Source organism: Synechococcus sp. MU1617, assembly GCF_020514235.1.
GTDB lineage: Bacteria > Cyanobacteriota > Cyanobacteriia > PCC-6307 > Cyanobiaceae > Parasynechococcus.
The window spans coordinates 121,161-145,422 of the sequence record NZ_VTLB01000003.1; the positions used below are offsets into that span (position 1 = coordinate 121,161).

Sequence of the window (24,262 nt, forward strand, 5' to 3'; positions counted from 1 at the left end):
GGCTAACGCAGGCAGGCCATCGGATGCCGCGGTGGCACCCCCAGGGCTTTGGCTACGCCGGGATGGCACACCGATCCCTGCACCGTGTTCAGCCCGGAGAGCAGCTCGGGCCGTTCCGTCACCGCTTCCTCCAAACCTCGCCCGGCGATGCCCAGGATGTAGGGGAGAGTAACGCTCACCAGGGCTTCGGTTGAGGTGAACGGCACCGCTCCAGGCATGTTGCCCACGGCGTAGTGCTGCACGCCGTGGATGGTCACAGTGGGATCGCGGTGGGTTGTTTCCTGGCTGGTGGCGATGCAGCCCCCTTGGTCGATCGCTACATCCACGATCACCGAGCCCGGGCGCATTTGCTGCACCATTCCCTCGTCCACAAGGGTGGGGGCCCGACCCCCAGGGGTGAGCACGGCTCCGATCACCAGATCCGCTGTCGGCACCAACCGTTCCAGCAGCCCGCGGCTGCTCACCACACTCATCAACCGACCGCGACGGTCGGCCTCGAGGCTGCGTAAACGCTGGGGTGAGCGGTCGAGCAGCAACACTTCAGCATCCATTGCGGCTGCCGTACGTGCGGCATTCCAGCCCACGGTGCCGGCGCCAAGCACCACAACCCGGGCCGGTTGCACGCCGGTGCAGCCCCCCATCAACACGCCTCGGCCGCCATGGGGTTTCTCCAGCAGGTGAGCTCCCACCTGGGCTGCTAATCGCCCCGCGATTTCGCTCATCGGTGCCAGCAACGGCAGGCTGCCGTTCTCCAGCTGCACGGTTTCATAGGCGATGGCGGCGGTGCCCGCCTCAAGCAGGGCCTCGCCAACGCTGGGATAAGCCGCCAGATGTAGGTAGGTGAACAGCACCATGTCTTTCCGCAGGTAGGCAAATTCCTCCGCCTGCGGCTCCTTCACCTTCACCACCAAATGGGCGCCCCAGGCCTCGTCGCGGTTCACCAGCTGAGCACCTGCGGAGGCGAAGGCCTCATCACCGATTCCCGCTCCAGCTCCGGCTCCGGTTTCGATGCGCACCTCCAAACCCTGGCTCACCAGCTCCCGCACCGCATCGGGGGTCAGAGCAACACGCTGCTCATCGAGCTTGATCTCCTTCGGCACACCGATGCTGGCCATCGGGGCCGAGAGGACGGAGGCGGCCATGGCGGCGTCAAGGGGATACCTTCAATCTGGCTCCGCTGCGCGTAACCCGCCACATCTCAACGGTGGTACTGCTTTAAGCCGCTGCAATTGGTAACCGCCAACCGCTGCCGAAGGCCTGGGGGCTCACCTTGAGCAAGGGTGCCGCTTGGCGTCGCTTGAACTCGGCCCGTTTCATCATCCGTTCCACCCGCTCCACCAGAGCGGGATCGTGGCCGGCGGCCACCAGGGTTGTTCCGGACTGGCGCTCTTGGATCAGAGCTTTGAGCAGGGCATCCAGGGCGTTGTAGTCGGGCAGGGAGTCGCTGTCTTTCTGGTTGGGTCTCAGCTCAGCGCTGGGGGGTTTCCGTCGAATCGCTTCACCCACCAGCTCCCCTTGCGCCGGTAGCCCCAGTGCTTGGCGGCAGTTCCGGGCTGCGTCGCTGTCGAGCCAGTCGCAAAGGGAAAACACGCTGGTTTTGTAGAGATCGCCAATCACCGCCAGCCCGCCGTTCATGTCGCCGTAGAGGGTGCAGTAACCCACGGCCAGCTCGGATTTGTTTCCGGTGGTGAGCAGCAGTTGGCCCTGCTGGTTGGCCACGGCCATCAGCAGGGTGCCGCGAATTCGCGATTGAAGATTTTCCGCGGTCACGCCCTGGGGTGTTTCCCCAAGCGGTGCGGTGAGGGCCCGATCGTAGCCGTCCATCAGGCCGGCGATGGGCACTGTGTTGGTCTGCAGCCCCAACCGTTCGGCCAAGGCCAAGGCATCTTCAATGGATCCTGAGGAGCTCCAAGGGGAAGGCATCAAAAGCGCTGAGACCGCCTCGTTCCCCAGAGCTGCGGTCGCGATCACGGCCACCAGCGCTGAGTCGATGCCGCCGCTCAACCCCAGCAATGCCTGTTTGAACCCGCATTTTTGGGCGTAGTCACGCACCCCAAGCACCAGGGCTCGGAACAGCCGCTCCAGGGGATCCATCGGCTGGATCTGGCCCTGGGACTGCACAGTGGCGGGTTGGTCGCTGTCCCAGACCGCGAGGTGCTCCTCACAAACGGGAAGCTCCAGCTGTAATGCGCCATCGGCTCCCACCACAAAACTTGCCCCGTCGAACACCAGCTCGTCGTTGCCCCCCACTTGATTGAGGTAGATCAGTGGGCAGTTGAGGCGTCGCGCCGCCGTCGCCGCCAACTGTTGGCGCAAGGCCGGCTTGGCGGCATCGAAGGGGGAGGCCGCCAGATTGATCACCAGATCAGGCTGTTCGGGGATCAGTTGATCGATGGGATCCGGTCCGTCCAGGCGCTCGCGCTGCAGGCCGTCATCCACCCAGAGGTCTTCGCAGATGGTGAGTCCCAGTCGCTGTCCGTTGGGCAGGGTGAGCAGGCAGGGGCCATCGCCGGGGCGGAAGTAGCGCCGCTCATCGAAGACGTCGTAACTGGGCAGCAGCTGTTTCTGAGCAATCGGCCGCCAGCCCAGGCGATTCACCAGCACCACACCATTGAGCAGCCGTGGGCTGCGGGCATCTGCGGCCGGCAGCGCAGCACCCACCAACAGGGTGACGCTGCTGTTGAGTTGGTTCACCAGCCACTGCAGCGCCGTGTCCTGCTGCTGGATGCGGCTCGGCTCGAGCAACTGGTCTCGGGGGGGATAGCCCCAGAGGGAGAGCTCCGGGGTCAGCACCAGTTCTGCCCCTTGCTCCTCCGCCCTGCGCACCGCTTCCAGGATCCGGGCGGCATTCCCCTTGAAGTCGCCGACAACGGGGTTGAGTTGGGCCAGGGCGATGCGCATCAGCAGGGGCTCCCTGAAAGGCCATAAAGATTGTGCTGGAGCAAAAGCGGCCACACCGCTTCAGGGATCTGAGCTTCATTGGGTTGCTGCCGCAGTTGCGAACTGGCGGTGGCAGGAACCTCCAGATCCAGCAGTTCCACCCGTCCACCCAGATCGCGGAGGGCCTGCAGCGTGGCTTCTTCGAGGGGCCAACCCTTGCGCGGGGCGATCGCTAAACGGCACTGCGGTAGCCAGCAATCGCTCTGTTTCCAGCGGAGAATCTGGCTGGCGAGATCGCTACCGACCACAAACACCAGGTCCCTCTCAGGCCAATACTTGGCGGCCCGCTGCAAGGTGATCAAGGTGTAAGGGCTGCTCAGATGCTGGGCCAGCTCCAGCCGTTCATCCTGCAGTTGCTGCACCAGCTGGCCGAGCAGCATCGCCCGCAACGCCAGGGGAGCATCGTGCTGTTTCAGGGGGTTGTCGCTGGCCCAGGTCGCCACCTGGCCGTAGCGGTTCAGAAGCCCCTCCAGCAGCACCTGATGGCCGCGGGTGGGTGGATCGGCGCTGGTGCCCAGCAAGGCGATGGCAGCAGCGATCATCTCAGGGCAGCAGCGGTTGTAGATCCTGCTCCAGGGCTTTGGGCCAGCGCAACAGCCAGTGGTGCACCACGGGATCCCGTTCGGCCAGGCGGCGCAGCAGGGCCCCCGGTTGACCGCCGCGTCGTCGTAGCAATTGCTGGGCGACCAGACGCCCCGTTCGCCGGCTGGCATGCACCGCCAGGGCGGCCTGGGCCAGGGCCACTGGGGCTGCCGGGGCCAAGCTGCCGCCGCCGCTCACCGGCACCAGAAGCAGCAGTGCTTGCTTCAGGGCCGCCAGCCCCAGCTGAACGCCGCCCAGCAGGGCGTTGTGGCTGGAGAGTCGGGTGAGCAGCAGTCGTGCCGCTGCTGGTGTCATCGGCAGGTTGTAAAGACGGCTGAGCTGCAGCACCAGGGCGGTGTCGCAGGCCATGCCTCCTGCCATATCCAACGCCATCACAGGGTTGACGGCCACGCCAGTGGCCTTAGCGGCTGCATAACGACCGATCAGGCTTTGGGCCGTGTGGCGGTGCTGCTGCAGCCGCAGTTCTTGGCAGGCCCTCTGGAAGCGGTCGGCCTGGCGCAGCGACTGAATCGCCAGCAGCAGGGTGCCTTCGTTCTCCAGCTGCTGGCAGAGCTGCTTCCGCAGATCCTGCACCTCCGGCGTCGTGATCGTGCTGCGCACCCGCCCATCAGCTTGGATCTGGGGCCTGCGGGGCGCTGCCGCTGCCGCGGTGATCGGCAGATCCACTGGCAGCCGGGCGCCGATGCTGCGCAGCAGCGCGGCGCGTTCCTGCTTCGGCCAGCGGTCGCTGCGGTTCAGCACCAGCTGCAGGGGCTTGCCGCTCTCTAGCAGCGTGCTTAAGGCCTCCAGGTCAGCTCGGGTCAGATCGCTGTCCACCACCAGCAGCACCAGGTCGGCACCCATGGCCACGCGAGAGGCCAAGCGAGCCCGCCCCCCGGCATCGATTTCATCAATGCCGGGGGTGTCCACCAATTCCACCCTGGTCAGCCCGGCAATCCCCACGGGCCATTCCACCGCCTGTTGACGCCGGGTGCTGCCGTGGGCGACATCCGTCTCCAGCAGCGGCCGGCGGATCAAGGCATTGATCAGGCTGGATTTGCCGACCCCAACCCGACCAAATAGGGCAATCCGCAGGCGCCGTTGCTGCAGCCGTTGCAGCTGGCGATCCAACAGCTGCAATTCACCCCCCAGCAGTCCCCGCTCCCGGGCGCTCAGCTGCAGCTGGCTGCGCCAGCGCTCCAGCAGCAGCTGGCAGCGTTCAACGGTGTGGGGCGGGGTGGGTTGCATCCCGTTCATGCTGCCGGCTTGCGCCACCAGCCCGCCAGCACTGCCAGCACGGATTCGGCCCCGATCACGCCGACGAAGCCACCGAATTCATCCACCACCACGCGCACGCCGCTGCTGTCGCGCCGGAAGCCTGTCAACAGCCGATCGGCTCGGATCATTTCCGGCACATATTCCACCGGTTCGCAGAGGTCAACGGGCGTGAGCAGCCCACGGTTCTCCAACAAGGCGGTGAGCACCCGTTCGCGGCTGGCCACGCCAAGCACCTTGTCCACCTGATCGCCTAGCACCACCCACCATGGGTCGTTGGTGCTCATCAGCTTGGCCCGCTGGGCTTCGATGCTCAGGCTGCCGTCCAGGGTGGGTGCCGCCACCCGCGGCGTCATCAGGTCGCGGGCGGTGAGATCGTTCAGTTGAAACACCTTGCCGATCATCGCGGCTTCATCAGCTTCGATTTCTCCTTTCTGGGAGCCCAGGCGGGCCAGCAGACGGATCTCCTCTTCATTGGTGCTGAGTTCCGCTTCGGCAGTGATGGCTGGCAGCATCCGCTCAAGCAGCAGCACCATCGGCCGCAGCGCTAGGCCGAGCCAATGCAGTAAGGGGGCGCTGGCCAGGGCCACCGGCAAGGCCAGGCGGCTGCCGAGGGCTTTGGGCAGGATTTCCCCCAGCAGGATCACCAGGATGGTGAGGCCTACAGAGAACACAGGTAGAGCGGCACCGCTGATGTTGCGTTGCTCGAACACCCAGGCGGCATAACCACCCAACATCAGGCTGCCGAAAATGTTGAAACCGTTGTTCGCGATCACCAGCGCCGACAAGGTTCGTCCCAGCCGTTGACGCAACTGCGCCAGCCGCCGGGCCCCTGCCACGGGGCGCTCTCGGGCCGCCAGCTCGTGCACCCGAATCGGACTCACCGTGAGTAGGGCGGCTTCCACGCCGGAACAGAGGGCCGAGCCCAGGAGCACCACCAACACCAGCAGCAACAGCACCAGGAGATCGGAGCTCATTGCCGTCTGAAACTCCTTTCATCGTAGAGGCCCTGGCCAGTTCGGCCTTGCCAACTGCCATCCTGTTCTCCTGAACGCACTGTTGCTGTGAACGGCTTCGACTCCGGCATCCACGCGCGTCGTCGCGCCCTGTTCATGGAGCAACTCGGCGCCGCCGCCGCGGTGATCCCGGCCGCGGCACTGGCGACCCATCACGCCGACTGCGAGTGGCCCTTCCGGCAGGACAGCGATTTCTTCTACCTCACTGGTTTTGATGAACCGGACGCGGTGGCCCTGCTGGTGCCGCATCGACCGGAGGGCGAGCGCTTTGTGCTGTTCGTGCAGCCCAAGGACCCGGCAGCTGAGGTGTGGACTGGCTTCCGCTGGGGTACAGAGGGAGCGGTGGAGCGCTACGGCGCTGATGTGGCCCATCCGCTGGATCGGCTGGGCGAAAAACTGCCGGAGTACCTCGCCGGTGCTGAAGCCATCGCCTTCCGGGTGGGTCGCCACACATCGGTGGAGTCGATGGTGCTCTCGGCCTGGGGGCGGCAACTTGATACCTATGCCCGAACGGGTACTGCGGCTCTGGGACTGGTGGCGCCAACGCCAATCCTGCATCGCCTGCGCCTGCGCAAGGAGCCCCATGAGCTGGAGCGTTTGCGTGAGGCCTGTCGCATCTCCTCAGAGGCCCATGAGCTGGCCCGCTTGATCACCCGCCCGGGCATGAACGAGGCTGAGGTGCAGGCGGCGATGGAAGCTCACTTCCGGAGCAATGGGGCCCGTGGACCGGCCTACGGCTCCATCGTTGCTGGTGGTGATAACGCCTGCGTGCTGCATTACACCGCCAATACGGCCCAGCTTCAGGACGGTGACCTGCTGCTGATCGATGCCGGTTGTTCCCTGGAGGACTACTACAACGGCGACATCACCCGCACCTTCCCGGTGAATGGTCGTTTCACGGCGGAGCAGCGGGATCTCTACAGCCTGGTGTTGGCGTCCCAGGAGGCTGCGGTTGCCGTTGTGGCTCCCGGCGGTACCGCTGAGGCGGTGCACGACACAGCCCTGCGAATTCTGGTTGAGGGCCTGGTGGACCTAGGTCTGCTGATCGGAGATGTGGACGGAATCATCGAGCGAGGCGACTATCGACACCTGTACATGCACCGAACCGGCCATTGGCTGGGTCTTGATGTGCATGACGTGGGGGCATATCGGCTCGGTGAGCAACCTGCGCCGCTGGAGCGAGGCATGGTGCTCACCGTTGAGCCCGGCATATACGTCAGCGATCGCCTCAGCGTGCCGGAAGGACAGCCTGAGATCGACGATCGCTGGAAAGGCATCGGCATCCGCATCGAAGACGACGTTGCCGTGACCGAGACCGGCCATGAGGTGCTCTCCGCGGGCGCCCTCAAGAGCGTTGCTGCGATGGAGCGCTGATCGCGTCCATAACGGGGGCTTCTCCAAGGACAACTGCCCTCACTCCGTGGCTCCCTCCCAGGACAGCAAGGCTTTGGTGCCCGTAAGCACTTGATCAGCGCCGGCCTCCCGCAGCCGTTGTTCATAGGTTTCGCGCGCCGCAGCCTGCTCTGCGGTTTGCAGGTGAGGCGGCGCCACCGCAAGACTTACAAAGTGTTGTTCCGGCCAGCGTTTGCGGGCTTGGATCACGGTATGGACATCGGCCACGGTGTCGCCGAGATAGGCCACCTGCGCTACCTCGCTATCCGCTCCGAGGGCTTTGGCCAGGCGGATCAAGCCTGTGGGGTCCGGTTTGTCGGGGGCATCGCCCATCGCGATCAGGGGCGGGTTCTGGAGCCCCAGGCGCTGCTGCAGGACGAAGCGGGCTGAGGGCGGCTCAGCCCCGCTCACAAATCCCCAGCGCAGCTTGCGCTCCGACAGCGTGGCGAAAAAACTGGCGTCCACCAGAAGAGGCTCATCGCCGATGAAGCCCGTCCATTGGCTGGGGTCCCCTTCCGGATCACCCCCGAAGTAAAAGCCGCTGAAGACATCGATCAGCGCGGCGCGATCCGGCAGCTCAGCACCATGGCGCCGCAGCAGTTCAAGGCTGGCGTCCCAGTCATTGTTCCAGGCTCCTTCGGCCTTCAATGCATCGATGGCATCAGCGCTGGGCTGCCAACCGCAGTAATGCTGCACGGTGCATTGGAGGGCCCGTCGGTAGCTGCCTGCTACATCGCGGATTACACCATCGATGTCGAACAGCAGGATGGTTGGGGATCCCAGAACGTCGGACGGGGAGCGGCTGGTAGGTTAGTTGTTTGTAGTTCTGTCTTGAGCGCTGACACCATGACGGTCACCGAAGGCGCTGCCCCTACCGACCAGGAGGTCGCGACTCCGTCCGCCGACGCGGCTGAAGGCGCCACCCAGGCAGCTGAAACCACTGAAAAGCCTGCAGCCACCGAGGGCGAAGGTCGTCCTGTGCTGAAGGGCGCCGCCGCGGCTCTGGCTACGGCCACCATCGATGCCGATGGTGTGCCTTCCGGTTACACCCCCAAGGCCGATGAGGGCCGCTTTCTGCTGAAGATCCTCTGGCTTCCTGACAACGTGGCCCTCGCGGTTGATCAGATCGTTGGCGGTGGCCCCAGCCCCCTCACCTCCTACTTTTTCTGGCCCCGTGAGGATGCCTGGGAAAGCCTTAAGACAGAGCTGGAAGGCAAGAGCTGGATCACCGACAACGAGCGGGTTGAAGTGCTCAACCAGGCCACAGAGGTGATCAACTACTGGCAGGAAGAGGGCAAAGGCAAGAGCCTCGACGAGGCCAAGGCCAAGTTCCCCGACGTCACCTTCTGCGGTACCGCCTGATTCCGCTCCGCTTTTTAGCTTGTCCACAGAAACCTGCCTTCGGGCAGGTTTTTTTGTGCCTGCCACCTAGCGCTCTGATTAAAGACCCAAAAACCACCATTAAAAAAGCCAGGGGAGGAAACCCCTGGCGCGTTGAATGTCATCCGTTGAACAGTTGGATGAATCAGTCGGCTGTTTTGCTGGCCTGAAGACGAGCGCGAGCTTCATTCAGCTGTTGCTGGGCTTTGAGCTTTTCCGGAGAAGCCGGTTGGCCTTCCATGCCAGCCACCACGGTGGCGGCTTTCTGGAAAGCGGTCTCGGCGGCAGCGCCATCGATGGCGCTGCCCAGTTCGGCCTTGTTCACCAGAACGGTGACTTCATCAGCATCCACTTCGGCGAAACCACCCATCAGGGCGATGGAGTTCCAAGCACCGTTGGCACGCACCCGAAGCACGCCAATGTCGATGGCGGTGAGCAGGGAGATGTGGCCAGGCAGGATTCCGAGTTGACCGGTGGTACTGGGCAGGATCACCTCGTCGGCGCTGCCATCAAAGACGTTCTGGTCTGTTGCCAGCACGCGGAGGGTGAGGGACATGAACCTTGGTTCGAAAAGAGAACGGACTGTCGAGAACGTGATCGGGGGTGTGATTCACACCCCCGCAGTGATCACTTGGTTTCGGCGGCGATCTTCTCGGCTTTGGCTTTCACTTCCTCGATGTTGCCCACTAGGTAGAAGGCGGCTTCGGGAAGGCTGTCCAGCTCACCGGCAAGGATCTGGTTGAAACCAGCGATGGTCTCCTCCAGCTTCACGTACTTGCCGGGCATGCCGGTGAAGATCTCGGCCACGAAGAAAGGCTGGGAGAGGAATTTCTCAACCTTGCGGGCACGATCCACGGTGCGACGGTCGTCTTCCGACAGTTCGTCGAGACCCAGAATCGCGATGATGTCCTGCAGTTCCTTGTAGCGCTGCAGGGTGGACTGCACGGCGCGAGCTGTGCGGTAGTGCTCGTCACCCACCACAGCTGGCTGCAGCATGGTGCTGGTGGAATCCAGAGGATCCACAGCGGGATAGATGCCCTTGGAGGCCAGGGCACGGTTCAGCACCGTGGTGGCGTCGAGGTGAGCAAAGGTGGTGGCCGGAGCGGGGTCGGTCAGGTCGTCAGCAGGAACGTAAACGGCCTGGATCGAGGTGATCGAACCTTCAACGGTCGAAGCAACGCGCTCCTGCAGTGCACCCACGTCGGTGCCGAGGGTGGGCTGGTAGCCCACAGCAGAAGGCATGCGGCCCAGCAGTGCAGAGACCTCGGAACCGGCCTGCACGAAGCGGAAGATGTTGTCAACAAACAGCAGCACGTCCTGCTTGTTCACGTCGCGGAAGTGCTCCGCCATGGTCAGAGCGGAGAGACCCACGCGCATACGAGCACCGGGGGGCTCGTTCATCTGGCCGTAGCAGAGGGCCACCTTCGACTTGGAAAGGTCGTCAGCGTTGATCACGCCGGATTCCTTGAATTCCTCGTAGAGGTCGTTGCCCTCACGGGTGCGTTCACCCACACCACCGAACACAGACACACCGCCGTGCTCCTTGGCGATGTTGTTGATCAGCTCCTGAATCAACACGGTCTTGCCCACACCGGCGCCGCCGAACAGTCCGACCTTGCCGCCCTGGCGATAGGGAGCCAGGAGGTCGATCACCTTGATGCCGGTCTCGAACACCTTGGGCTTTGTCTCAAGCTCAGTGATGTTGGGGGCATCCCGGTGGATGGGAGCGGTGGTTGTGGTGTTGACGGGGCCCTGCTCGTCGACGGGCTCACCCAAAACGTTGAAGATGCGGCCGAGGGTGCATTCGCCCACGGGCACGGAAATCGGTGCACCGGTGTCGACGGCTTCCATGCCGCGCACCAGACCGTCGGTGCCACTCATGGCAACGGCACGAACCCGGTGATCACCCAGAAGCTGTTGAACCTCAGCGGTCAGGGCGACGTCATCGCCTGCGGGGTTTTTCCCGACAATGCGCAGGGCGTTATAGATCTTGGGCAGTTTCCCGGCGGGAAATTCCACGTCCAGAACCGGGCCGATCACCTGACGGATCACACCCTTGGTGCCAGCAGATGCAGGAGCAGAAGCGACCATAGGAAGGAGAGTTGCGGGAACAGGCGCTACGCGCTCGGACCCATTCAGAGCGGCGCAACCTTACCACTGCTGTGGTTGCTCCCTATCGGTTCGGTCACCCGCACAGCTGGAGGTCTGGCCTGAGGGCTGGTCGGTTGAATACGTTGGCACTCATCGGCATCGAGTGCCAACTCGCGTCGATGCTTGGCGCATTGCGCCCTGTCCCTGCTCCTGCAAATACCCATGGCTGCTGTTTCTCTCAGCGTCTCGACCGTCAAACCCCTCGGCGATCGCGTGTTCGTCAAGGTCTCTGAATCCGAAGAGAAGACCGCCGGCGGCATCCTTCTGCCTGACACCGCCAAAGAAAAGCCCCAGGTGGGTGAAGTGGTTCAGGTGGGCCCCGGCAAGTGCAACGACGACGGAAGCCGTCAGGCTCCCGAAGTTGGTGTGGGCGACAAGGTCCTCTACAGCAAGTACGCCGGCACCGACATCAAGCTCGGCAGCGATGAATACGTACTGCTGTCCGAGAAGGACATCCTGGCTGTCGTCAACTGAGATCAGCCCCGCTGAAATTGCGGCTTGAGTCTCAACTCAGCCTTCCTTACCCATCCTCTTCATTAGGAAACGCCTTCCATGGCAAAGCGCATCATCTACAACGAGAACGCCCGTCGCGCTCTCGAAAAAGGCATTGACATCCTCTGTGAAGCCGTCGCCGTGACTCTGGGTCCCAAGGGTCGCAACGTGGTGTTGGAGAAGAAGTTCGGTGCACCTCAGATCATCAATGACGGTGTCACCATCGCCAAGGAGATCGAGCTCGAAGACCACATCGAGAACACCGGTGTTGCTCTGATCCGTCAGGCCGCCTCCAAAACCAACGACGCCGCCGGTGACGGCACCACCACCGCCACCGTTTTGGCCCATGCCATGGTCAAGGCGGGTCTGCGCAATGTGGCTGCCGGTGCCAATGCCATCACCCTGAAGAAGGGAATCGACAAGGCTTCCGATTTCCTGGTCAGCAAGATCAAGGAAATGGCCAAGCCCATCGCTGACAGCAACGCCATCGCCCAGGTCGGCACCATCTCTGCCGGCAACGACGAAGAAGTCGGCAAGATGATTGCCGATGCCATGGACAAAGTTGGCAAGGAAGGTGTGATTTCCCTCGAAGAGGGCAAGTCCATGGAGACCGAGCTCGAGGTCACCGAGGGCATGCGTTTCGACAAGGGCTACATCTCCCCTTATTTCGCGACTGACACCGAGCGGATGGAAGCCGTCCTCGACGAGCCCTACATCCTGCTCACCGACAAGAAGATCGGTCTCGTGCAGGATCTCGTGCCTGTGCTGGAGCAGATCGCCCGCACCGGCAAGCCTCTGCTGATCATTGCCGAGGACATCGAGAAGGAAGCCCTCGCCACCCTGGTGGTGAACCGTCTGCGTGGCGTGCTCAACGTGGCCGCTGTGAAGGCTCCTGGTTTTGGTGATCGCCGCAAGGCCATGTTGGAAGACATGGCTGTCCTGACCAACGGTCAGCTGATCACCGAGGACGCCGGTCTCAAGCTGGAGAACGCCAAGCTGGAGATGCTGGGCACCGCCCGCCGCATCACCATCAACAAGGACACCACCACCATCGTTGCCGAGGGCAACGAGGCGGCTGTCGGCGCCCGCTGCGAACAGATCAAGAAGCAGATGGACGAGACCGACTCCACCTACGACAAGGAGAAGCTGCAGGAGCGTCTGGCTAAACTGGCCGGTGGCGTCGCTGTGGTGAAAGTGGGTGCAGCCACCGAAACCGAGATGAAGGACAAGAAACTCCGTCTCGAAGATGCCATCAACGCCACCAAGGCAGCTGTTGAGGAAGGCATCGTTCCTGGTGGTGGCACCACCCTGGCTCACCTGGCTCCGGCTCTGGAGCAGTGGGCAGCCTCCAGCCTCTCCGGCGAGGAGCTGATCGGCGCCAACATCGTGGCTGCCGCTCTCACCGCTCCGCTGATGCGCATCGCTGAAAATGCAGGTGCCAACGGTGCTGTCGTGGCCGAGAACGTCAAGGCTCGCGCTGGTGCCGAAGGCTTCAACGCTGCTTCCGGCGAGTATGTCGACATGCTGGCTGCCGGCATCGTCGACCCCGCCAAGGTGACCCGCTCTGGTCTGCAAAATGCCGCGTCCATCGCTGGCATGGTGCTGACCACCGAGTGCATCGTGGCTGATCTTCCCGAGAAGAAGGAAGCAGCTCCTGCCGGTGGCATGGGCGGCGGCGACTTCGACTACTGATTGAAGTGCGGGCGGTCGAGCGACCACCCGATCTCTCGAATTCCAGTCATTTCAAGAGGTCCCGCAGGACCTCTTTTTTATGCCTGCATCTGTCTTGTGAAATCTAGATTTTGCAAGACATGCTGCTCGAGGTGGGCGGTGTCAGTTGCAGGCCATGAAGGTTGTGAGGTGCATCTCTGCACCGGCTAGCGTCTTGCTACGTATGGTTGTGTCGGGACAAATGCCCCAGCGCCCCGGTGCCTTTGCCGCCCAGTTTGCTCCTGAGACGCTGCAGCGTTTCAAGGACCTCTGCCGACAGCAAGACAAGGCCTACTCCAAGGTGTTGGAGCGTCTTGCACTGTTGTACGTCGAAACCAACGGTGCAGTTCTGGCCGATCGTTCTGCTCCAGTTGGTGCAGCCCCAGGCGTTCAGAAGCGTCAGGTGCAGGTGGAAACTTTGCAGAACAAACTGCTTGAAGACTTGCTGAAGAGGGTCGAGATTTTGGAAAAGAAGGACGTCAAAATGTTGTACGAGCTTGATCGGGTCTATAAAGAGTTGGCTTTTCTCAAATCAGGGTTACAAAGTCCTGGCTGACTTAATTTCTATCGCTTGATATCAAGTTCAATGGGGTTTGCCTGAATTGAGAAACGATTTCGTTATTCCTTTTGATAGGCTACGCTTTTCAGCAAAGGGGATAGAAGGTTTGTGTTAAAAGTAAGATGAAAAAGTGGTGTGAATTCTGGAGGCAAGAATGACTATAAGAAGTAAGTCCTTATTCCAATAGTGCTTGGTATTTGCTGCAGTTCTTTTGATACTGATCTATGAATTGTCTGAAGTTGGCTGTGTAGATTTAACTCTTTTGTGTTGCCTGTGTTGCGAGTAGGGCGGCGCATTTCGCGATTGAATTAATAACATCGCGAGGATTTGAAATTGGATCAGAGAACTTTAGCGATTCTTCTGCAAAAGAGGGACCTAGTAGTTTGTTCATTTCTTCCTTGAGTTGCTTGTATTGCTCTTTTATTAATTGGAATTCAACTTCAGTAAGTAAAAATCGGTCTCCCTGAAGCCTATCAAGGCCTTGCCGCAAAAGCTTGAAATTATTTTTACTGCACCGTTTTCGACTTTGCTCTGCATGAAACTCTTTATTGATGAGATTCATGGCACGCACTTGTGGGTTATTAAGAGACTCATTGCTACGAAAGCTGGAGTCATGGCGTATTGATTCCCAACTCACAGGAATGCCGAGTTGCTCAAGACAGAAAGCCGCAGGCCCATCGCGGTGAGCCAGGGCTGTTGAAAAAGGCTGGAAATTAATATTTTCCCTAAATACTTTTTGAAGAGTTTCGATTTCTCCAGAGCGACTTGGCAATAGCCTCGTGATGGCCCGCTTGCGATGGGGCTGATCCAGCCCAACCAAGGGATTGAATTTCCCGGATTTGATGTTCTCCTGCATTGCAGAGCATGCATAGGAGTAAGGAGGCCTCACTAAGGCTAAAACCTTCACTTTGAAGCCAAAGGTTTTGAGGTCTTCAAGGAGACGTAGGTAATTCTCCTCTGGCCATGCACAAAGTGCTTCACCACTGTAGAGAAGATCATACTCTTGCTGTAAAGCCTTGATCTGAATCTCTTGGTTGATTTGTCTTAATTCGCTTCGGCCTGTTTGCTTGGATTTTTTCCCCGTACTTTTCGCTATGCCCCGCTTGTAAATCACCGACAATGGACTTGAATGATTACAGCGATTTTCTTTTTCAGGTGAATAGACAAATTGTGGGTAAAAAACACCTGCTTTCTTGAGTTCATCACGATTGCCCCCACATATTTGTTGGAATGTTGTCGTTGCGGTTTTATGAAAACCAATATGTAAGTAGCAGGTTTTCATTTGCTTCTAAGTGAATTTAATATAATTCTATCAAAGCGACGATCTATGCATTGTCTAGTTTTATTCGTTGTGTAATTATCCATTTTTAGCAATTTTCTCTCGGCTGGCCTTGGGTGGTGCTTTGAAAAGATTGTAGTTTCGGCAGCTATGCCTCTGCTTTTTTTCTGATTCTTGCTTAGAGCAGATGGGCATCGTGGCGCTCACCCTATTCATTCAACTTCAACATTTCTATAATCATGTTGATTACAATTTCAATACTGATGCTGTAACTGATTAATCCCGTTCCTGATCGCTCGGCTCTCTTGCCTTTGGCAAATAAATTACCGACATCCTTGACAAGTGATTTGTCGACTAATTGCACGCTTGTGTTGTTAATGCCCATGGGGAAAACACAATGCTTCTCATTTGAATGAAGGATGCCTGGTTTTTTGCAGAACCGATGCGGAACGAGCTGGCCAGCTCCAGCATTGGCAATGAAAAAATCAGCAGATTCGCATCGTTGAATTTTTTTTCGATAGGTTTGGCCTACCAGGCAGACAATAGAAGCATTTGAAAAAGATGACAGTTTCTTTTGAATTGAATCGACTACCTCAAGATCTTGGTTGACGGGCGTCTCCTTGCTTCCTTGTATCGGAACATATGCATTGTCTTCATATTGCGTAAATCCATCAATCAAAAATACAAACGAATCGAACCAAGGGCTCAGTCGCTCAACAAGAGTTGGAAGAAAATCTTCTTGTTCGACCCAGATTCTTTTCTGGCCTGAAATTCCAAACCAAAGTGTAAGAGTTCTCTTTTTGCCCGATATTTTCTTGATTTGTTTGATAAATTGTTCCCACCGATAATTTATTATGCCACCGCGCAAGCTTTTCAGGCTGTCTTGGTAGACAACGTTCTCCATTATTTCGGTGTATTCGTCAAGCTTCATCCCCATTTGATTGGATCCTATGACCAAGGGGAATATTGAGAATTCGGGTTTATTTTTCCTGTTGCCAGTAGCATTTCTGTTCAAGTATTTAGGGCTGAAAAAAGAATTTTTACTGACGACTGGTTTTTTCGTCTCTAAATGCACCATCCATTTGAGTTGGTCGTAGAAGTGATGGTACGGTCTTGTTTGATCAAGCAAGTAGCCAGAAAAGATTGCCTTTTTGTTTTCATGCTGTTTTGAATTCTTCCTGGTTTCTTTTTTGAGAACTCTCTTGACTGAGTTGAGAATTGTCTCGTCGCTGATGGATGAATGATGTTTTCCAGAGTATGTCGTCGAAAAAAGAGCATCAATGAATGATGTGCATTGGCATAAGATCCATTGGTTCTTATTTTGTGAATCACTAAAAAAGATAAAGTTGCACATTCCTTGTCGTACGCTTTTGACTGGGAATGTATCTACGGCTTCCATGAAGGGATGAGGTAAGCAGGGTGACCCCTTGTCCTTGTCGATTGCTTGGATGATCTCGAGGATTGGTTGAATTTCTTTATTCTCAATGGAATGAATAATCTTTTTCCATAGTGGGTTGCAGACTTCTTGGGCCAGTGTGTTGGGTAATTTTTTGGTTGGGATAATGAATTGATGCTTAGCTGATTGTTTCCTGCCAATATTTTTCTTCATTGCCTTGTTCTACTGCTTTCAGTGATTATACATCCTTATTGCTCATGTTATACCTGTCTTCGATCTATTTTATGGGCTATGGCGCTTTGGCATATGTGGTTACTTGTTCGGATGAATTAATCTCGTTAACTCTGAAAATATAAAATGACGGATTTCCATTTTAAGTTTTGCTGCCTCGAGGATTACGGTTTTGCGAGTTCTTTGCGTGCTCGCTCCAGCAGCTGTGCAAGTTTTTGGCCTTGTGGTCGATTCTCTTTGGCGACTTCCAAGAGTTCAACTTCCGTGGTTTTGGATACTTGCCCCGACTGGCTTAAAGCGATGATTGCATCGACAGTGCCGTTGGAGAGTTTTCGCTTTGACTCATTGGTTAATGTTTGGAGCAGTGTATCTCCCATAAGACTTACGGAAATGGCCTCTTCTTCGCGTATTTTCTGGGCTTGTTCTGGTGAATCCACCTGAGCTATTTCTTGGCTGAGATTTGCAAGTGATGTCAACTGTTCCTTTGAGTCTAGGAATGCATTAATGGTCTGTAGGTAAGGATCGTTTGTCTCATAGACTTTTTGGAGCTGCTGCTTTGCGATTTTGCATTGCTGTGCTTCAAGTTTTGGTTGATTTTTAATTAATGCATCTGAAATTCTTGCGCTAATCCAGGGAAATCTGCTGAAGTAAAGAGCATTAATCGTGATCAGAATCTCAAGCTCTTTGCGGCTCAGGCTCCTATTGATGACGGCTCCGGCCATCTGGCTTGTGGGATAGAGGTCTTCTGCACCGATGAGTTTGAAAATCAATTGGGAAATATCGCGTTTGTGCTCTGAGTAATTGATGATCGTATTTGTGATGTTTGACTGAGCTATTAATTCAATGACTTCAGCTGCTTTTGCATGATGTGATGAAACAAAATGCCTGGCTCTCAGAAATTGTTCCAGTGGCATTGCGTCACCATGCCGCTTAACGCGTTGTTGGTATTCCGAAGACAGCATCTCTTCGATCTCTCGGACCGCCAAGATTATGTGTAGGTCGATATGAGTTTCCCAAGTGCTCTTGTTTTGAATCAATTCTGGAACTAGCCAGAATAGTGATTCTGAGCTCAAGATTATTTTTGAATTTTTGTAGTTGCTTTTTGCTATTTCGAGCAATTGATTGGTCAAGCTTGCTTCGGACGTGGGCTCCCAATTGCCGGATGTGATTTCAAGTCTAGATGCTCGGTCGCGAAGAGATTGCTGGATGGGGTAATTGATACCTCGCTTGGCTAAATCTTCCGAAGCGATTGCTAGTGCGGACTGGATTGCGGAGGTTCCAGTTTTTCCGTGGCCGATGTGCAGGAAAAGTTTTGTTTTTTTCACTGCACTCCTTTTTATCCCTCTTACTTTAGCATCGTCTCTGATGTGGTTGTTTACAGGGTGTCGTGAAACTTTTGGGCATTGCGTTTAGCCACTATTTTGCTCTAATCTTTTCTGAAATAGGGGTTTCGAGGTCTTAGATGGAGCGAAGGCTGGTCATTCATGTTGGGGCTCAGAAGTGTGCGTCCTCTTCGCTGCAAGCCTCTCTTCGTTTGGTGGCTCAGGCGTCGAAGGGTGCTCTGGGATTTTGCTTTTTGAATCCTGCTCAACTTCGCAATGCTGACCAAGCTCTACAGCGGAATCGTGACACCGCTTTTGACTATATTGATCGCGTTCTATCTGCCGAGTCAGGTTCGCAGGTTGTTGTGAGCCATGAAATGCTTGGCAATCGCCCAGCATTGGTGTGTTCGATTGCAGAGCGTGCTTTGGATCAGCATGATTTTGATCATGTTGTGATCTCTGGATACTCAAGACTGCAATCTAGTTATCATATCTCTGCTTATTCTCAGTGGTTTTTCCGCGACAGGAAGAAACTTCACGAAGACCTAAAGGTATTGGCTGGTTATGATCTGGATTGGAAAAAATTTACGGCGTTAGAGCGAAGTCTTCTTGTACTGTCTCTGGTTGGCCAGGATCGTAATTGGTTTGGTAACTATCAACGTTTTTGTGGCGGCGTTAAAAGCCTTGGTGGTTCAGTCAGTGTCGTGAGTTCACATATCCCAACACGATCTCTCCCTTATTCCTTGCTTGCACACTTCCTGTCTTCGACGGGGCTGGCTTTGGAGCTTGATGACCTCAGCTCATTCGACGTGCGAAAGAATCTTTCCTTCAATCAAGCATTAATTCATGCCATGTCTGCCCATCTCAGTGCTCTTCGACCACGCCAGCAGTCGTTTTTCCCAGGACCCCATGAAGGAAATCGCTGGCTCTTCCGTGTGTGCAGTCGACTCTCGGCTGCAGACCAATTGATGTCTGAATTTGATGCATTGTTTTCCCCTCATCTCCAACAGTCGCTTGTTGGGCACCTCGATAGCAGAGCGTCCTCAAGTAACCAGCAGTATTGCGAATTGATGTCTGTCGACTTCAACTATTTCAAGCCATCTGATCAGGCCTCGCTGCTATCGGAAAACGAATTGATTGCTTTGGCTGGTGATATCGCGCAGAGTCGGAATTCGGAAGATATTGAGCAATTCAATGGCCAGGTTGAAAATGCCTGCATGCAGAGCATGCGTGCTGAAATTGTGAGTTCCTAAGCGGGTTGATTCAGTTCAGCCAACCTGCACTCAGGATCACGGCCAAAGACAAAAACAATGCCAGGCATGTCCATGTCAACCGGTTCAACGTTGCCTCCGCACTGCTGGCGCTGCTGAACATGGAGCTGCCGCTCGCCGCCAACCCACCCATGCCATCACCTTTGGGGCTATGCAGCAGCACCAAGACGATCAAAATAAGGCCGGTACCGATCCAGCTCCAGGACAAAATTGAGGTCAACATCAGACGGAAAGAGGAAGGCGAGCGGTCTTGGGGGTGGGATCCATGTGGGACATGGGTGCAATCAGGCTTTGGCCGGTCATGGCCGCCGGTTGAGGTAGATCGAGAATCTGTAGCAACGTCGGAGCGATATCGGCAAGGCCTCCGTTATCGCGGAGTGTGATCGCGTTGCCATGGCCAGGAAGTTTGCGCCGTTCTCCCTCGATCAGGATCGCGGGTACAGGATTGGTGGTGTGGGCGGTCCAGGCTTGACCATCCGGCCCTTGCATCAATTCAGCATTGCCGTGATCAGCCGTGATCAGCATGGTTCCGCCCTGACGTCCCACCGCATCCAACAACCGGCCAATGCAGCCGTCCACGGTTTGGATGGCCTCCTTAGCGGCATCCATCACACCGGTGTGCCCCACCATGTCGGGGTTGGCGTAGTTGATCACAACCAGCGAATAGTCCGCCTTCTCAATGGCTGCAATACAGCTGTCGGTGAGTTGCTCGGCCGACATCGCCGGTGAAAGGTCGTAGGTGGCGACCCTCGGCGATGGCACCAAGTGACGCTCTTCTCCTGACAGTGGCTGTTCGATGCCACCGTTCATGAAATATGTGACGTGGGGATACTTCTCCGTTTCGGCAGTGCGGTATTGCTTCAGCCCGGCGTCGGCCACCACCTGCCCCAACAGTTGGTCGAGCGGCTCAGGAGGGAAGACGACTTGAACGGGCAGGTCTTGTTCCACCTGAGTGAAGGTCACCACGTCTAAATCCGGAGTGTGGCTGCGCTCGAAGCCCTCGAAGTTGCGCAGGCATAGCGCCTGCACGATCTGGCGGGCGCGATCGGGTCGGAAGTTGAACACCAGAACACTGTCACCGTCCTTGATGACGCTGTTCTGGAGCCGCACCGGTTCGAGGAATTCATCGGTGATCTCCTCGGCATAACTGTTTGCCAGCACCTGGTCTGCAGTGCGGCTATCAACAGCGATGTTTGGATCGGTGTAGAGGTTGTAAGCCTTTTCGATTCGCTCCCAGCGCTTGTCCCGGTCCATGGCCCAATACCGGCCACAGAGGCTGGCGAGCTGGCCCACGCCGCTTCGGCTCAAGGCTGCTTCTACCTGGCTGATGTATCCCGGTGCGCTCTGGGTGGGTGTGTCGCGACCATCGGTGATGGCATGCACGGCGAGATGGGAGATGCCGCTGTCGGCAGCCCACTGGATCAGACCACAGAGATGGTCCACATGGCTGTGGACGCCGCCATCGGAACAGAGGCCAAGCAGGTGCAGTGTCCCGCCCCGCTTTTGAGTGCGTTCAGCCAGTTCCGTCAGCGCTTGGGTGTCGCCCAGTTGATTGCTGCGCACCGTGTCGCTGATCCGCACCAACTCCTGGCGAATGATGCGGCCTGCACCGATGGTCAGGTGGCCTACTTCAGAGTTGCCCATCTGTTGATCGGGGAGTCCCACATGGGAGCCACTGGCCTCAATCAAGGTGTGTGGATAGGCATGCCACAGGGCATCCATCACAGGAGTGCCGCTTTGCTGGATCGCGTTGTGCTCGCTTGCGCTCCTGTAACCCCAGCCATCAAGAATGGCCAGAACGACCGGTGCAACTGTCCCGGAGCGTCCTGAACCGTTGGTAGTGCTTTTCCCCACGTTCACCCGCGACCGACGGTTCTTAAGGACTCTTGCAGAATCAACTTAACGCCACGCCAGCCCTCAAGCTGCAGTTTCATCCAATCCCCACACCCCTGCACCGCTCAACCCTCCATGGCCGACCCAAACCGGATCGAAATTCTCTCGGAGCGTGAGCTTGGTTTAACCCTGGCGCGTTTGGCGTCACAGGTGCTGGAGAGTGCCGAAGACAGCCGTCGATTGATGCTGTTGGGGATCCCCACCCGTGGCGTTCAGTTGTCCAGGGTTTTGGCGCGGGAATTGGAGCGGTTGACGGGCCATGCCATCTCCCAGGGGGCCATTGATCCCACGTTCCATCGCGATGATCTGGAGCGCATCGGCACCCGTCTGCCCCAGCTCACGACACTGCCCACCAGCATTGAGGACCGCCAGGTGATCCTGGTGGACGATGTGATCTTCACGGGGCGGACGGTGCGTGCCGCGTTGGAGGCCATGCAGAGCTGGGGGCGGCCGCAACGGGTGATGCTGCTGGCCATGGTGGATCGAGGCCATCGGGAGCTCCCGATTCAGCCTGATTTCTGTGGCCGCGATGTTCCGACCCGCCGCAGCGAAACCATCGAGCTGCGCCTCAGGGACGTTGATGGTGAGGAGGGGGTGTTCCTCAGCCGTGTCAGCCGGCAGGCTTGAGTTCGTCGGCGCGGAAATGAGCCTTGTAGCGGCCGAAGGCAACGATCACGGGAAGCGTTGGGCTGATCACCCGACCTTTCCAATCATCGAGAACGTTCGCCACCTCACCGGTCTGGCCTTTCATGTCAAAGGCCTGCCCCCGATGTTCGGGATGGTTGAACACAACGACGGATGCCTCCACCGTCACCCTGTCGCCCGCCTGCATCGCACCTGAGTCATCCACGGGCTCATTTTGTCACGGGCTCGGGGACGATCGTCGACAGAAACTTTCCGGTCCGTCCTCTTCGACGCGACCACCAAGGTGGCTGCAGCCCATGGAAAAGGCCGTCCAGGGGTCCAATCCTTGGAGCAACTGGTCCTCGACGGCGGCATCAAGCCTGTCACCGCTGATCACGTCGTTATGCACCGCTGGATGTTGTTGGTGTTGCTGGGCCTCGTCGAGGGCCTGAATGGCGCTCTCCACCTGTTGACGGGTGGCGCTTGCCTGCTTCTGCCACCACGGATGGTCGAGTTTGTTGAGGCTGTCCAAGGCCTCCCACCAGCGTTTCTGCCCCACCAGTTGGACCAACCGACGCTCTTCCAACTGGTTGCGGTTCCAAATCTCTACCAGTGATGCACTGAGTTGGCCGATCGAACTGCGTGCAGGGGCTTTCAGGGGATCCAGCAACTCGAGTGCCTGCTGCAGGTCTCCCTCACGAAATAGAGCAATCGCCTGATCCATCAGGGCCTGGCGCCAGCGTTCGAGGGTTTTGCGATGGAGGTCTAGATCGCCATGGCCAGAGGCGACCAGTTGCTGCTGCAGCGTGAGGGCAGCGATCGAATCGCCTTGGTCCCAGAGATCTTCGGCGTGCTTCTGGCGGCAGAGGGCCTGCTCTTCCGGTGCTCCTTCGCCCAACCAGCGCAGGGATGCGAGTTGCTCACTGGTGCGGATGCAGGCCTCGTAGTCATTCGCGTCGAGGGCGCTCTGGAGCCGCTCCGGAAGTTGTTGTTCCCACAAGTAGGCACCTGTCGCAATCGCAAGAACCAGTCCCAGGGTTCCAACACCCCAGAGCCGCAGCAGCAATTGGCGCGGTGCCGCCACGAAGGGTGGAGCTGAACGTTGGTTCTGTTCTATGGAGTGACAGCTCCCGTTCCAAGGGCCTGTGGACGGACGTCTTATCGGACGGCCCCCAGCGTTGGGTGGGACCACGTCCGTCCGGAGCGCAAATCGTTGATTTCCAGCTGAAGCTGCGCTTCCTTGCCGATGCTCCAGCGCAGCCGCAGGCAGTCTTCGCCCTGTTCTGCGGCGGGTTCCAGGGGCAGCACCAGCTCGCCGCCCGGCCAGGGCTGTTGGGCGACCTCTCCGGCGGTCTGCTCCTGCAGGGTCGGTAAACCATCGACAAAGATCACACTGTGGCTCCCTTGGGGGATGGGTTCCGCCAGCACCAGCTCCAAGCTGCGTTGGCCGGTCCGGCTGGCGGCCAGAACGAGCTCCAGGGGGGCTGGGCTTGGCCAGGGTTGACCGGCCACGAAGAGGGGATGCCAGCGGTGGCTGTTGCTGCGCTGATCCCAGAAGCGGAGGGAAACGCCGTGTTGCAGCACATCCCGAATGGAAACCCCTGGCGTGAGTTGAAGCGCACCCAGGGCCACGGCTTCAACCGGTGGCGGTGTGAGTAAGGGGGCTGGCGCTGTGTGCTCGGTGAGCCATTGGCGCAGGAGGGGCAGCTGGGCACCGCCTCCGACGGCCACAACGCCCTCCAGATCCTCAAGGCTGCAGTTGTTGCGGCGACCGCCGGCGAGACAGGTCTCCAGCAGGTGTTCGAGCGCGTCTCCGAAGCCGCGCTCCATCAGCAGAGTGTTGAGTTCGCTGCGCGACAGCCGGAGAACATGCTCCTGCTCATCCACCGCCAATTCCATCAGTGGCTCGCGTTCGGCCAAGGCAGTGTCACTCAGCCGGCATTTGAGTCGTTCGGCGGCATTGAGCAGGGGGGCGCTGGCGGGTTGTCCCGGGCAACAGCGGTCCACAATCCACCGATCGATGTCACGGCCCCCGAGGCGCAGCCCCGCCTTGCCTAGGACCTTGGCTGTGCGCAGCATCTGGCGGCTGTTGTCCCCCAGGCTGCGTCCCCCCAGCCGTAGCAATTGTGCGATCGGTGCGGCACGACCTTCCCCTCCTTCCAGAGCTACCAGGGCCAGATCCAGGGTGCTTCCGCCCAGGTCCACCACCAGCAGGGTGGAACCAGCTGGAAGGCCGGCACCCATGGCGGCTGCAGTGGGTTCATCCACCAGGGCGATCTCGGCCACCGGCAGCGTGGTGCAGGCCTGCAGCAACCAGCTGCGATAAGCCCGGTAGCACTCAACCGGGGCGGTCAGCACCAGCCGCTCGACCGCGAGATCGCTGGGGAGCCGGCTCCAGATTTGCTGAAGCAGCTGTTCTCCAGCCCAGCGGGCTGCTTGCTGCTCTGGGGCATCCGCTTGACCGATGCGGCCCTTGAAGTCGCGATGCAGACGGATGTCCACGGAGTCATTGAGTCCTGACTCGAGCACCTGCCGGCCAATCAGGGGCCGTTGCGTCGCCTCCCAAACCAGGCTTGGAATTTCACCGGCCCGGCTACAGATGGCGGGCAGGTTCAGCAGATCGGCTGTTGTGGATGTGGCCCCTTGATAGGCCACCACCGTGGTGGTGCTGCCCAAATCGATGGCGAGTGTTCCGCCCCGTTGGTCTGAATGCTGAAGCTTTTCTTCGCCCACGCGATCTCTGACCGTG

General features: G+C 58.3%; 23 protein-coding genes. 7 read left to right on the plus strand and 16 right to left on the minus strand.

Annotated features, from left to right (window positions below):
- Window positions 1-2: 2 nt before the first annotated feature.
- The 5 genes from ald to FZZ90_RS07835 form a co-directional block, all read right to left on the minus strand.
- Window positions 3-1,142, minus strand: a complete 1,140-nt coding sequence (gene ald, locus FZZ90_RS07815; RefSeq protein ID WP_226425152.1) for an alanine dehydrogenase — start codon at window positions 1,140-1,142, stop codon at window positions 3-5.
- Window positions 1,143-1,215: 73 nt separating this feature from the next.
- Window positions 1,216-2,901 carry an NAD+ synthase gene (locus FZZ90_RS07820; protein WP_226425153.1) on the minus strand — a complete coding sequence of 562 codons (1,686 nt, stop codon included), beginning with the start codon at window positions 2,899-2,901 and terminating at the stop codon, window positions 1,216-1,218.
- The gene (locus FZZ90_RS07825) at window positions 2,901-3,482 is read right to left on the minus strand and encodes a nicotinate-nucleotide adenylyltransferase (RefSeq protein ID WP_226425154.1); all 582 of its coding nucleotides are present in this window, start codon (window positions 3,480-3,482) and stop codon (window positions 2,901-2,903) included. Before FZZ90_RS07825 ends, FZZ90_RS07820 begins: the two co-directional genes overlap by 1 nt.
- A 1-nt stretch (window position 3,483) precedes the next feature.
- Complete coding sequence (locus FZZ90_RS07830; protein ID WP_226425310.1) at window positions 3,484-4,779, minus strand: GTP-binding protein; 1,296 nt, start codon at window positions 4,777-4,779, stop codon at window positions 3,484-3,486.
- Window positions 4,776-5,774, minus strand: a complete 999-nt coding sequence (locus FZZ90_RS07835) for a CNNM domain-containing protein (protein ID WP_226425155.1) — start codon at window positions 5,772-5,774, stop codon at window positions 4,776-4,778. The genes FZZ90_RS07830 and FZZ90_RS07835 overlap by 4 nt, the downstream gene beginning before the upstream one ends.
- Window positions 5,775-5,861: 87 nt before the next feature.
- Between FZZ90_RS07835 and FZZ90_RS07840 the strand changes: the two genes are divergently transcribed.
- Window positions 5,862-7,187, plus strand: a complete 1,326-nt coding sequence (locus FZZ90_RS07840) for an aminopeptidase P N-terminal domain-containing protein (protein WP_226425156.1) — start codon at window positions 5,862-5,864, stop codon at window positions 7,185-7,187.
- Between the two features lie 39 nt (window positions 7,188-7,226).
- Here the strand turns inward: FZZ90_RS07840 and FZZ90_RS07845 are convergent, their stop codons facing one another.
- Window positions 7,227-7,988 carry a TIGR01548 family HAD-type hydrolase gene (locus FZZ90_RS07845; protein WP_226425311.1) on the minus strand — a complete coding sequence of 254 codons (762 nt, stop codon included), beginning with the start codon at window positions 7,986-7,988 and terminating at the stop codon, window positions 7,227-7,229.
- 63 nt (window positions 7,989-8,051) lie between these two features.
- Here FZZ90_RS07845 and FZZ90_RS07850 point away from each other — a divergent pair, with 63 nt between their 5' ends.
- Complete coding sequence (locus FZZ90_RS07850; RefSeq protein WP_226401915.1) at window positions 8,052-8,567, plus strand: 30S ribosomal protein PSRP-3; 516 nt, start codon at window positions 8,052-8,054, stop codon at window positions 8,565-8,567.
- Window positions 8,568-8,730: 163 nt separating this feature from the next.
- Here FZZ90_RS07850 and atpC read toward each other — a convergent pair whose 3' ends face one another.
- Both atpC and atpD read right to left on the minus strand, forming a co-directional pair.
- On the minus strand, window positions 8,731-9,141 hold the full coding sequence (atpC, locus tag FZZ90_RS07855) for an ATP synthase F1 subunit epsilon (RefSeq protein WP_226425157.1): 411 nt from the start codon (window positions 9,139-9,141) through the stop codon (window positions 8,731-8,733).
- Window positions 9,142-9,212: 71 nt separating this feature from the next.
- Window positions 9,213-10,676 (minus strand): F0F1 ATP synthase subunit beta, encoded by a 1,464-nt coding sequence (gene atpD / locus FZZ90_RS07860; RefSeq protein WP_226425158.1) that lies wholly within the window; start codon window positions 10,674-10,676, stop codon window positions 9,213-9,215.
- 222 nt (window positions 10,677-10,898) lie between these two features.
- Between atpD and groES the strand changes: the two genes are divergently transcribed.
- From groES to FZZ90_RS07875, 3 genes are all read left to right on the plus strand, one after another.
- Window positions 10,899-11,210 carry a co-chaperone GroES gene (groES, locus tag FZZ90_RS07865; protein WP_226401909.1) on the plus strand — a complete coding sequence of 104 codons (312 nt, stop codon included), beginning with the start codon at window positions 10,899-10,901 and terminating at the stop codon, window positions 11,208-11,210.
- A gap of 78 nt (window positions 11,211-11,288) precedes the next feature.
- On the plus strand, window positions 11,289-12,920 hold the full coding sequence (gene groL / locus FZZ90_RS07870) for a chaperonin GroEL (protein ID WP_226401907.1): 1,632 nt from the start codon (window positions 11,289-11,291) through the stop codon (window positions 12,918-12,920).
- Window positions 12,921-13,074: 154 nt separating this feature from the next.
- The gene (locus tag FZZ90_RS07875; protein ID WP_226425312.1) at window positions 13,075-13,494 is read left to right on the plus strand and encodes a hypothetical protein; all 420 of its coding nucleotides are present in this window, start codon (window positions 13,075-13,077) and stop codon (window positions 13,492-13,494) included.
- 256 nt (window positions 13,495-13,750) lie between these two features.
- Here FZZ90_RS07875 and FZZ90_RS07880 read toward each other — a convergent pair whose 3' ends face one another.
- The 3 genes from FZZ90_RS07880 to FZZ90_RS07890 all read right to left on the minus strand — a co-directional run bounded on the left by FZZ90_RS07880 (window position 13,751) and on the right by FZZ90_RS07890 (window position 17,728).
- On the minus strand, window positions 13,751-14,779 hold the full coding sequence (locus tag FZZ90_RS07880; RefSeq protein WP_226425159.1) for a hypothetical protein: 1,029 nt from the start codon (window positions 14,777-14,779) through the stop codon (window positions 13,751-13,753).
- Between the two features lie 205 nt (window positions 14,780-14,984).
- Window positions 14,985-16,385 (minus strand): hypothetical protein, encoded by a 1,401-nt coding sequence (locus FZZ90_RS07885; RefSeq protein WP_226425160.1) that lies wholly within the window; start codon window positions 16,383-16,385, stop codon window positions 14,985-14,987.
- Window positions 16,386-16,567: 182 nt separating this feature from the next.
- Window positions 16,568-17,728: a hypothetical protein gene (locus tag FZZ90_RS07890; RefSeq protein WP_226425161.1), complete on the minus strand. Its 1,161-nt coding sequence runs from the start codon at window positions 17,726-17,728 to the stop codon at window positions 16,568-16,570.
- Between the two features lie 212 nt (window positions 17,729-17,940).
- Here FZZ90_RS07890 and FZZ90_RS07895 point away from each other — a divergent pair, with 212 nt between their 5' ends.
- On the plus strand, window positions 17,941-18,978 hold the full coding sequence (locus tag FZZ90_RS07895) for a hypothetical protein (protein WP_226425162.1): 1,038 nt from the start codon (window positions 17,941-17,943) through the stop codon (window positions 18,976-18,978).
- Between the two features lie 10 nt (window positions 18,979-18,988).
- Here FZZ90_RS07895 and secG read toward each other — a convergent pair whose 3' ends face one another.
- Together secG and gpmI are read right to left on the minus strand one after the other, a co-directional pair.
- Window positions 18,989-19,219: a preprotein translocase subunit SecG gene (gene secG / locus FZZ90_RS07900; protein ID WP_226425163.1), complete on the minus strand. Its 231-nt coding sequence runs from the start codon at window positions 19,217-19,219 to the stop codon at window positions 18,989-18,991.
- A complete protein-coding gene (gene gpmI / locus FZZ90_RS07905) occupies window positions 19,219-20,856 on the minus strand; it encodes a 2,3-bisphosphoglycerate-independent phosphoglycerate mutase (protein WP_226425164.1) in 1,638 nt (545 codons plus the stop codon). The genes secG and gpmI overlap by 1 nt, the downstream gene beginning before the upstream one ends.
- Window positions 20,857-20,964: 108 nt before the next feature.
- On the opposite strand from gpmI, the gene pyrR reads away from it, so the two are divergent.
- Window positions 20,965-21,516: a bifunctional pyr operon transcriptional regulator/uracil phosphoribosyltransferase PyrR gene (pyrR, locus tag FZZ90_RS07910; RefSeq protein ID WP_226425165.1), complete on the plus strand. Its 552-nt coding sequence runs from the start codon at window positions 20,965-20,967 to the stop codon at window positions 21,514-21,516.
- Here the strand turns inward: pyrR and FZZ90_RS07915 are convergent.
- The 3 genes from FZZ90_RS07915 to FZZ90_RS07925 form a co-directional block, all read right to left on the minus strand.
- Window positions 21,500-21,721 (minus strand): ferredoxin-thioredoxin reductase variable chain, encoded by a 222-nt coding sequence (locus FZZ90_RS07915; protein WP_226425313.1) that lies wholly within the window; start codon window positions 21,719-21,721, stop codon window positions 21,500-21,502. The two genes, pyrR and FZZ90_RS07915, sit on opposite strands and share 17 nt — an antisense overlap.
- Before the next feature lie 30 nt (window positions 21,722-21,751).
- Window positions 21,752-22,597: a hypothetical protein gene (locus FZZ90_RS07920; RefSeq protein ID WP_226425166.1), complete on the minus strand. Its 846-nt coding sequence runs from the start codon at window positions 22,595-22,597 to the stop codon at window positions 21,752-21,754.
- A 74-nt stretch (window positions 22,598-22,671) separates the two neighbouring features.
- On the minus strand, window positions 22,672-24,246 hold the full coding sequence (locus FZZ90_RS07925) for an Hsp70 family protein (RefSeq protein ID WP_226425167.1): 1,575 nt from the start codon (window positions 24,244-24,246) through the stop codon (window positions 22,672-22,674).
- Between the last annotated feature and the right edge of the window lie 16 nt (window positions 24,247-24,262).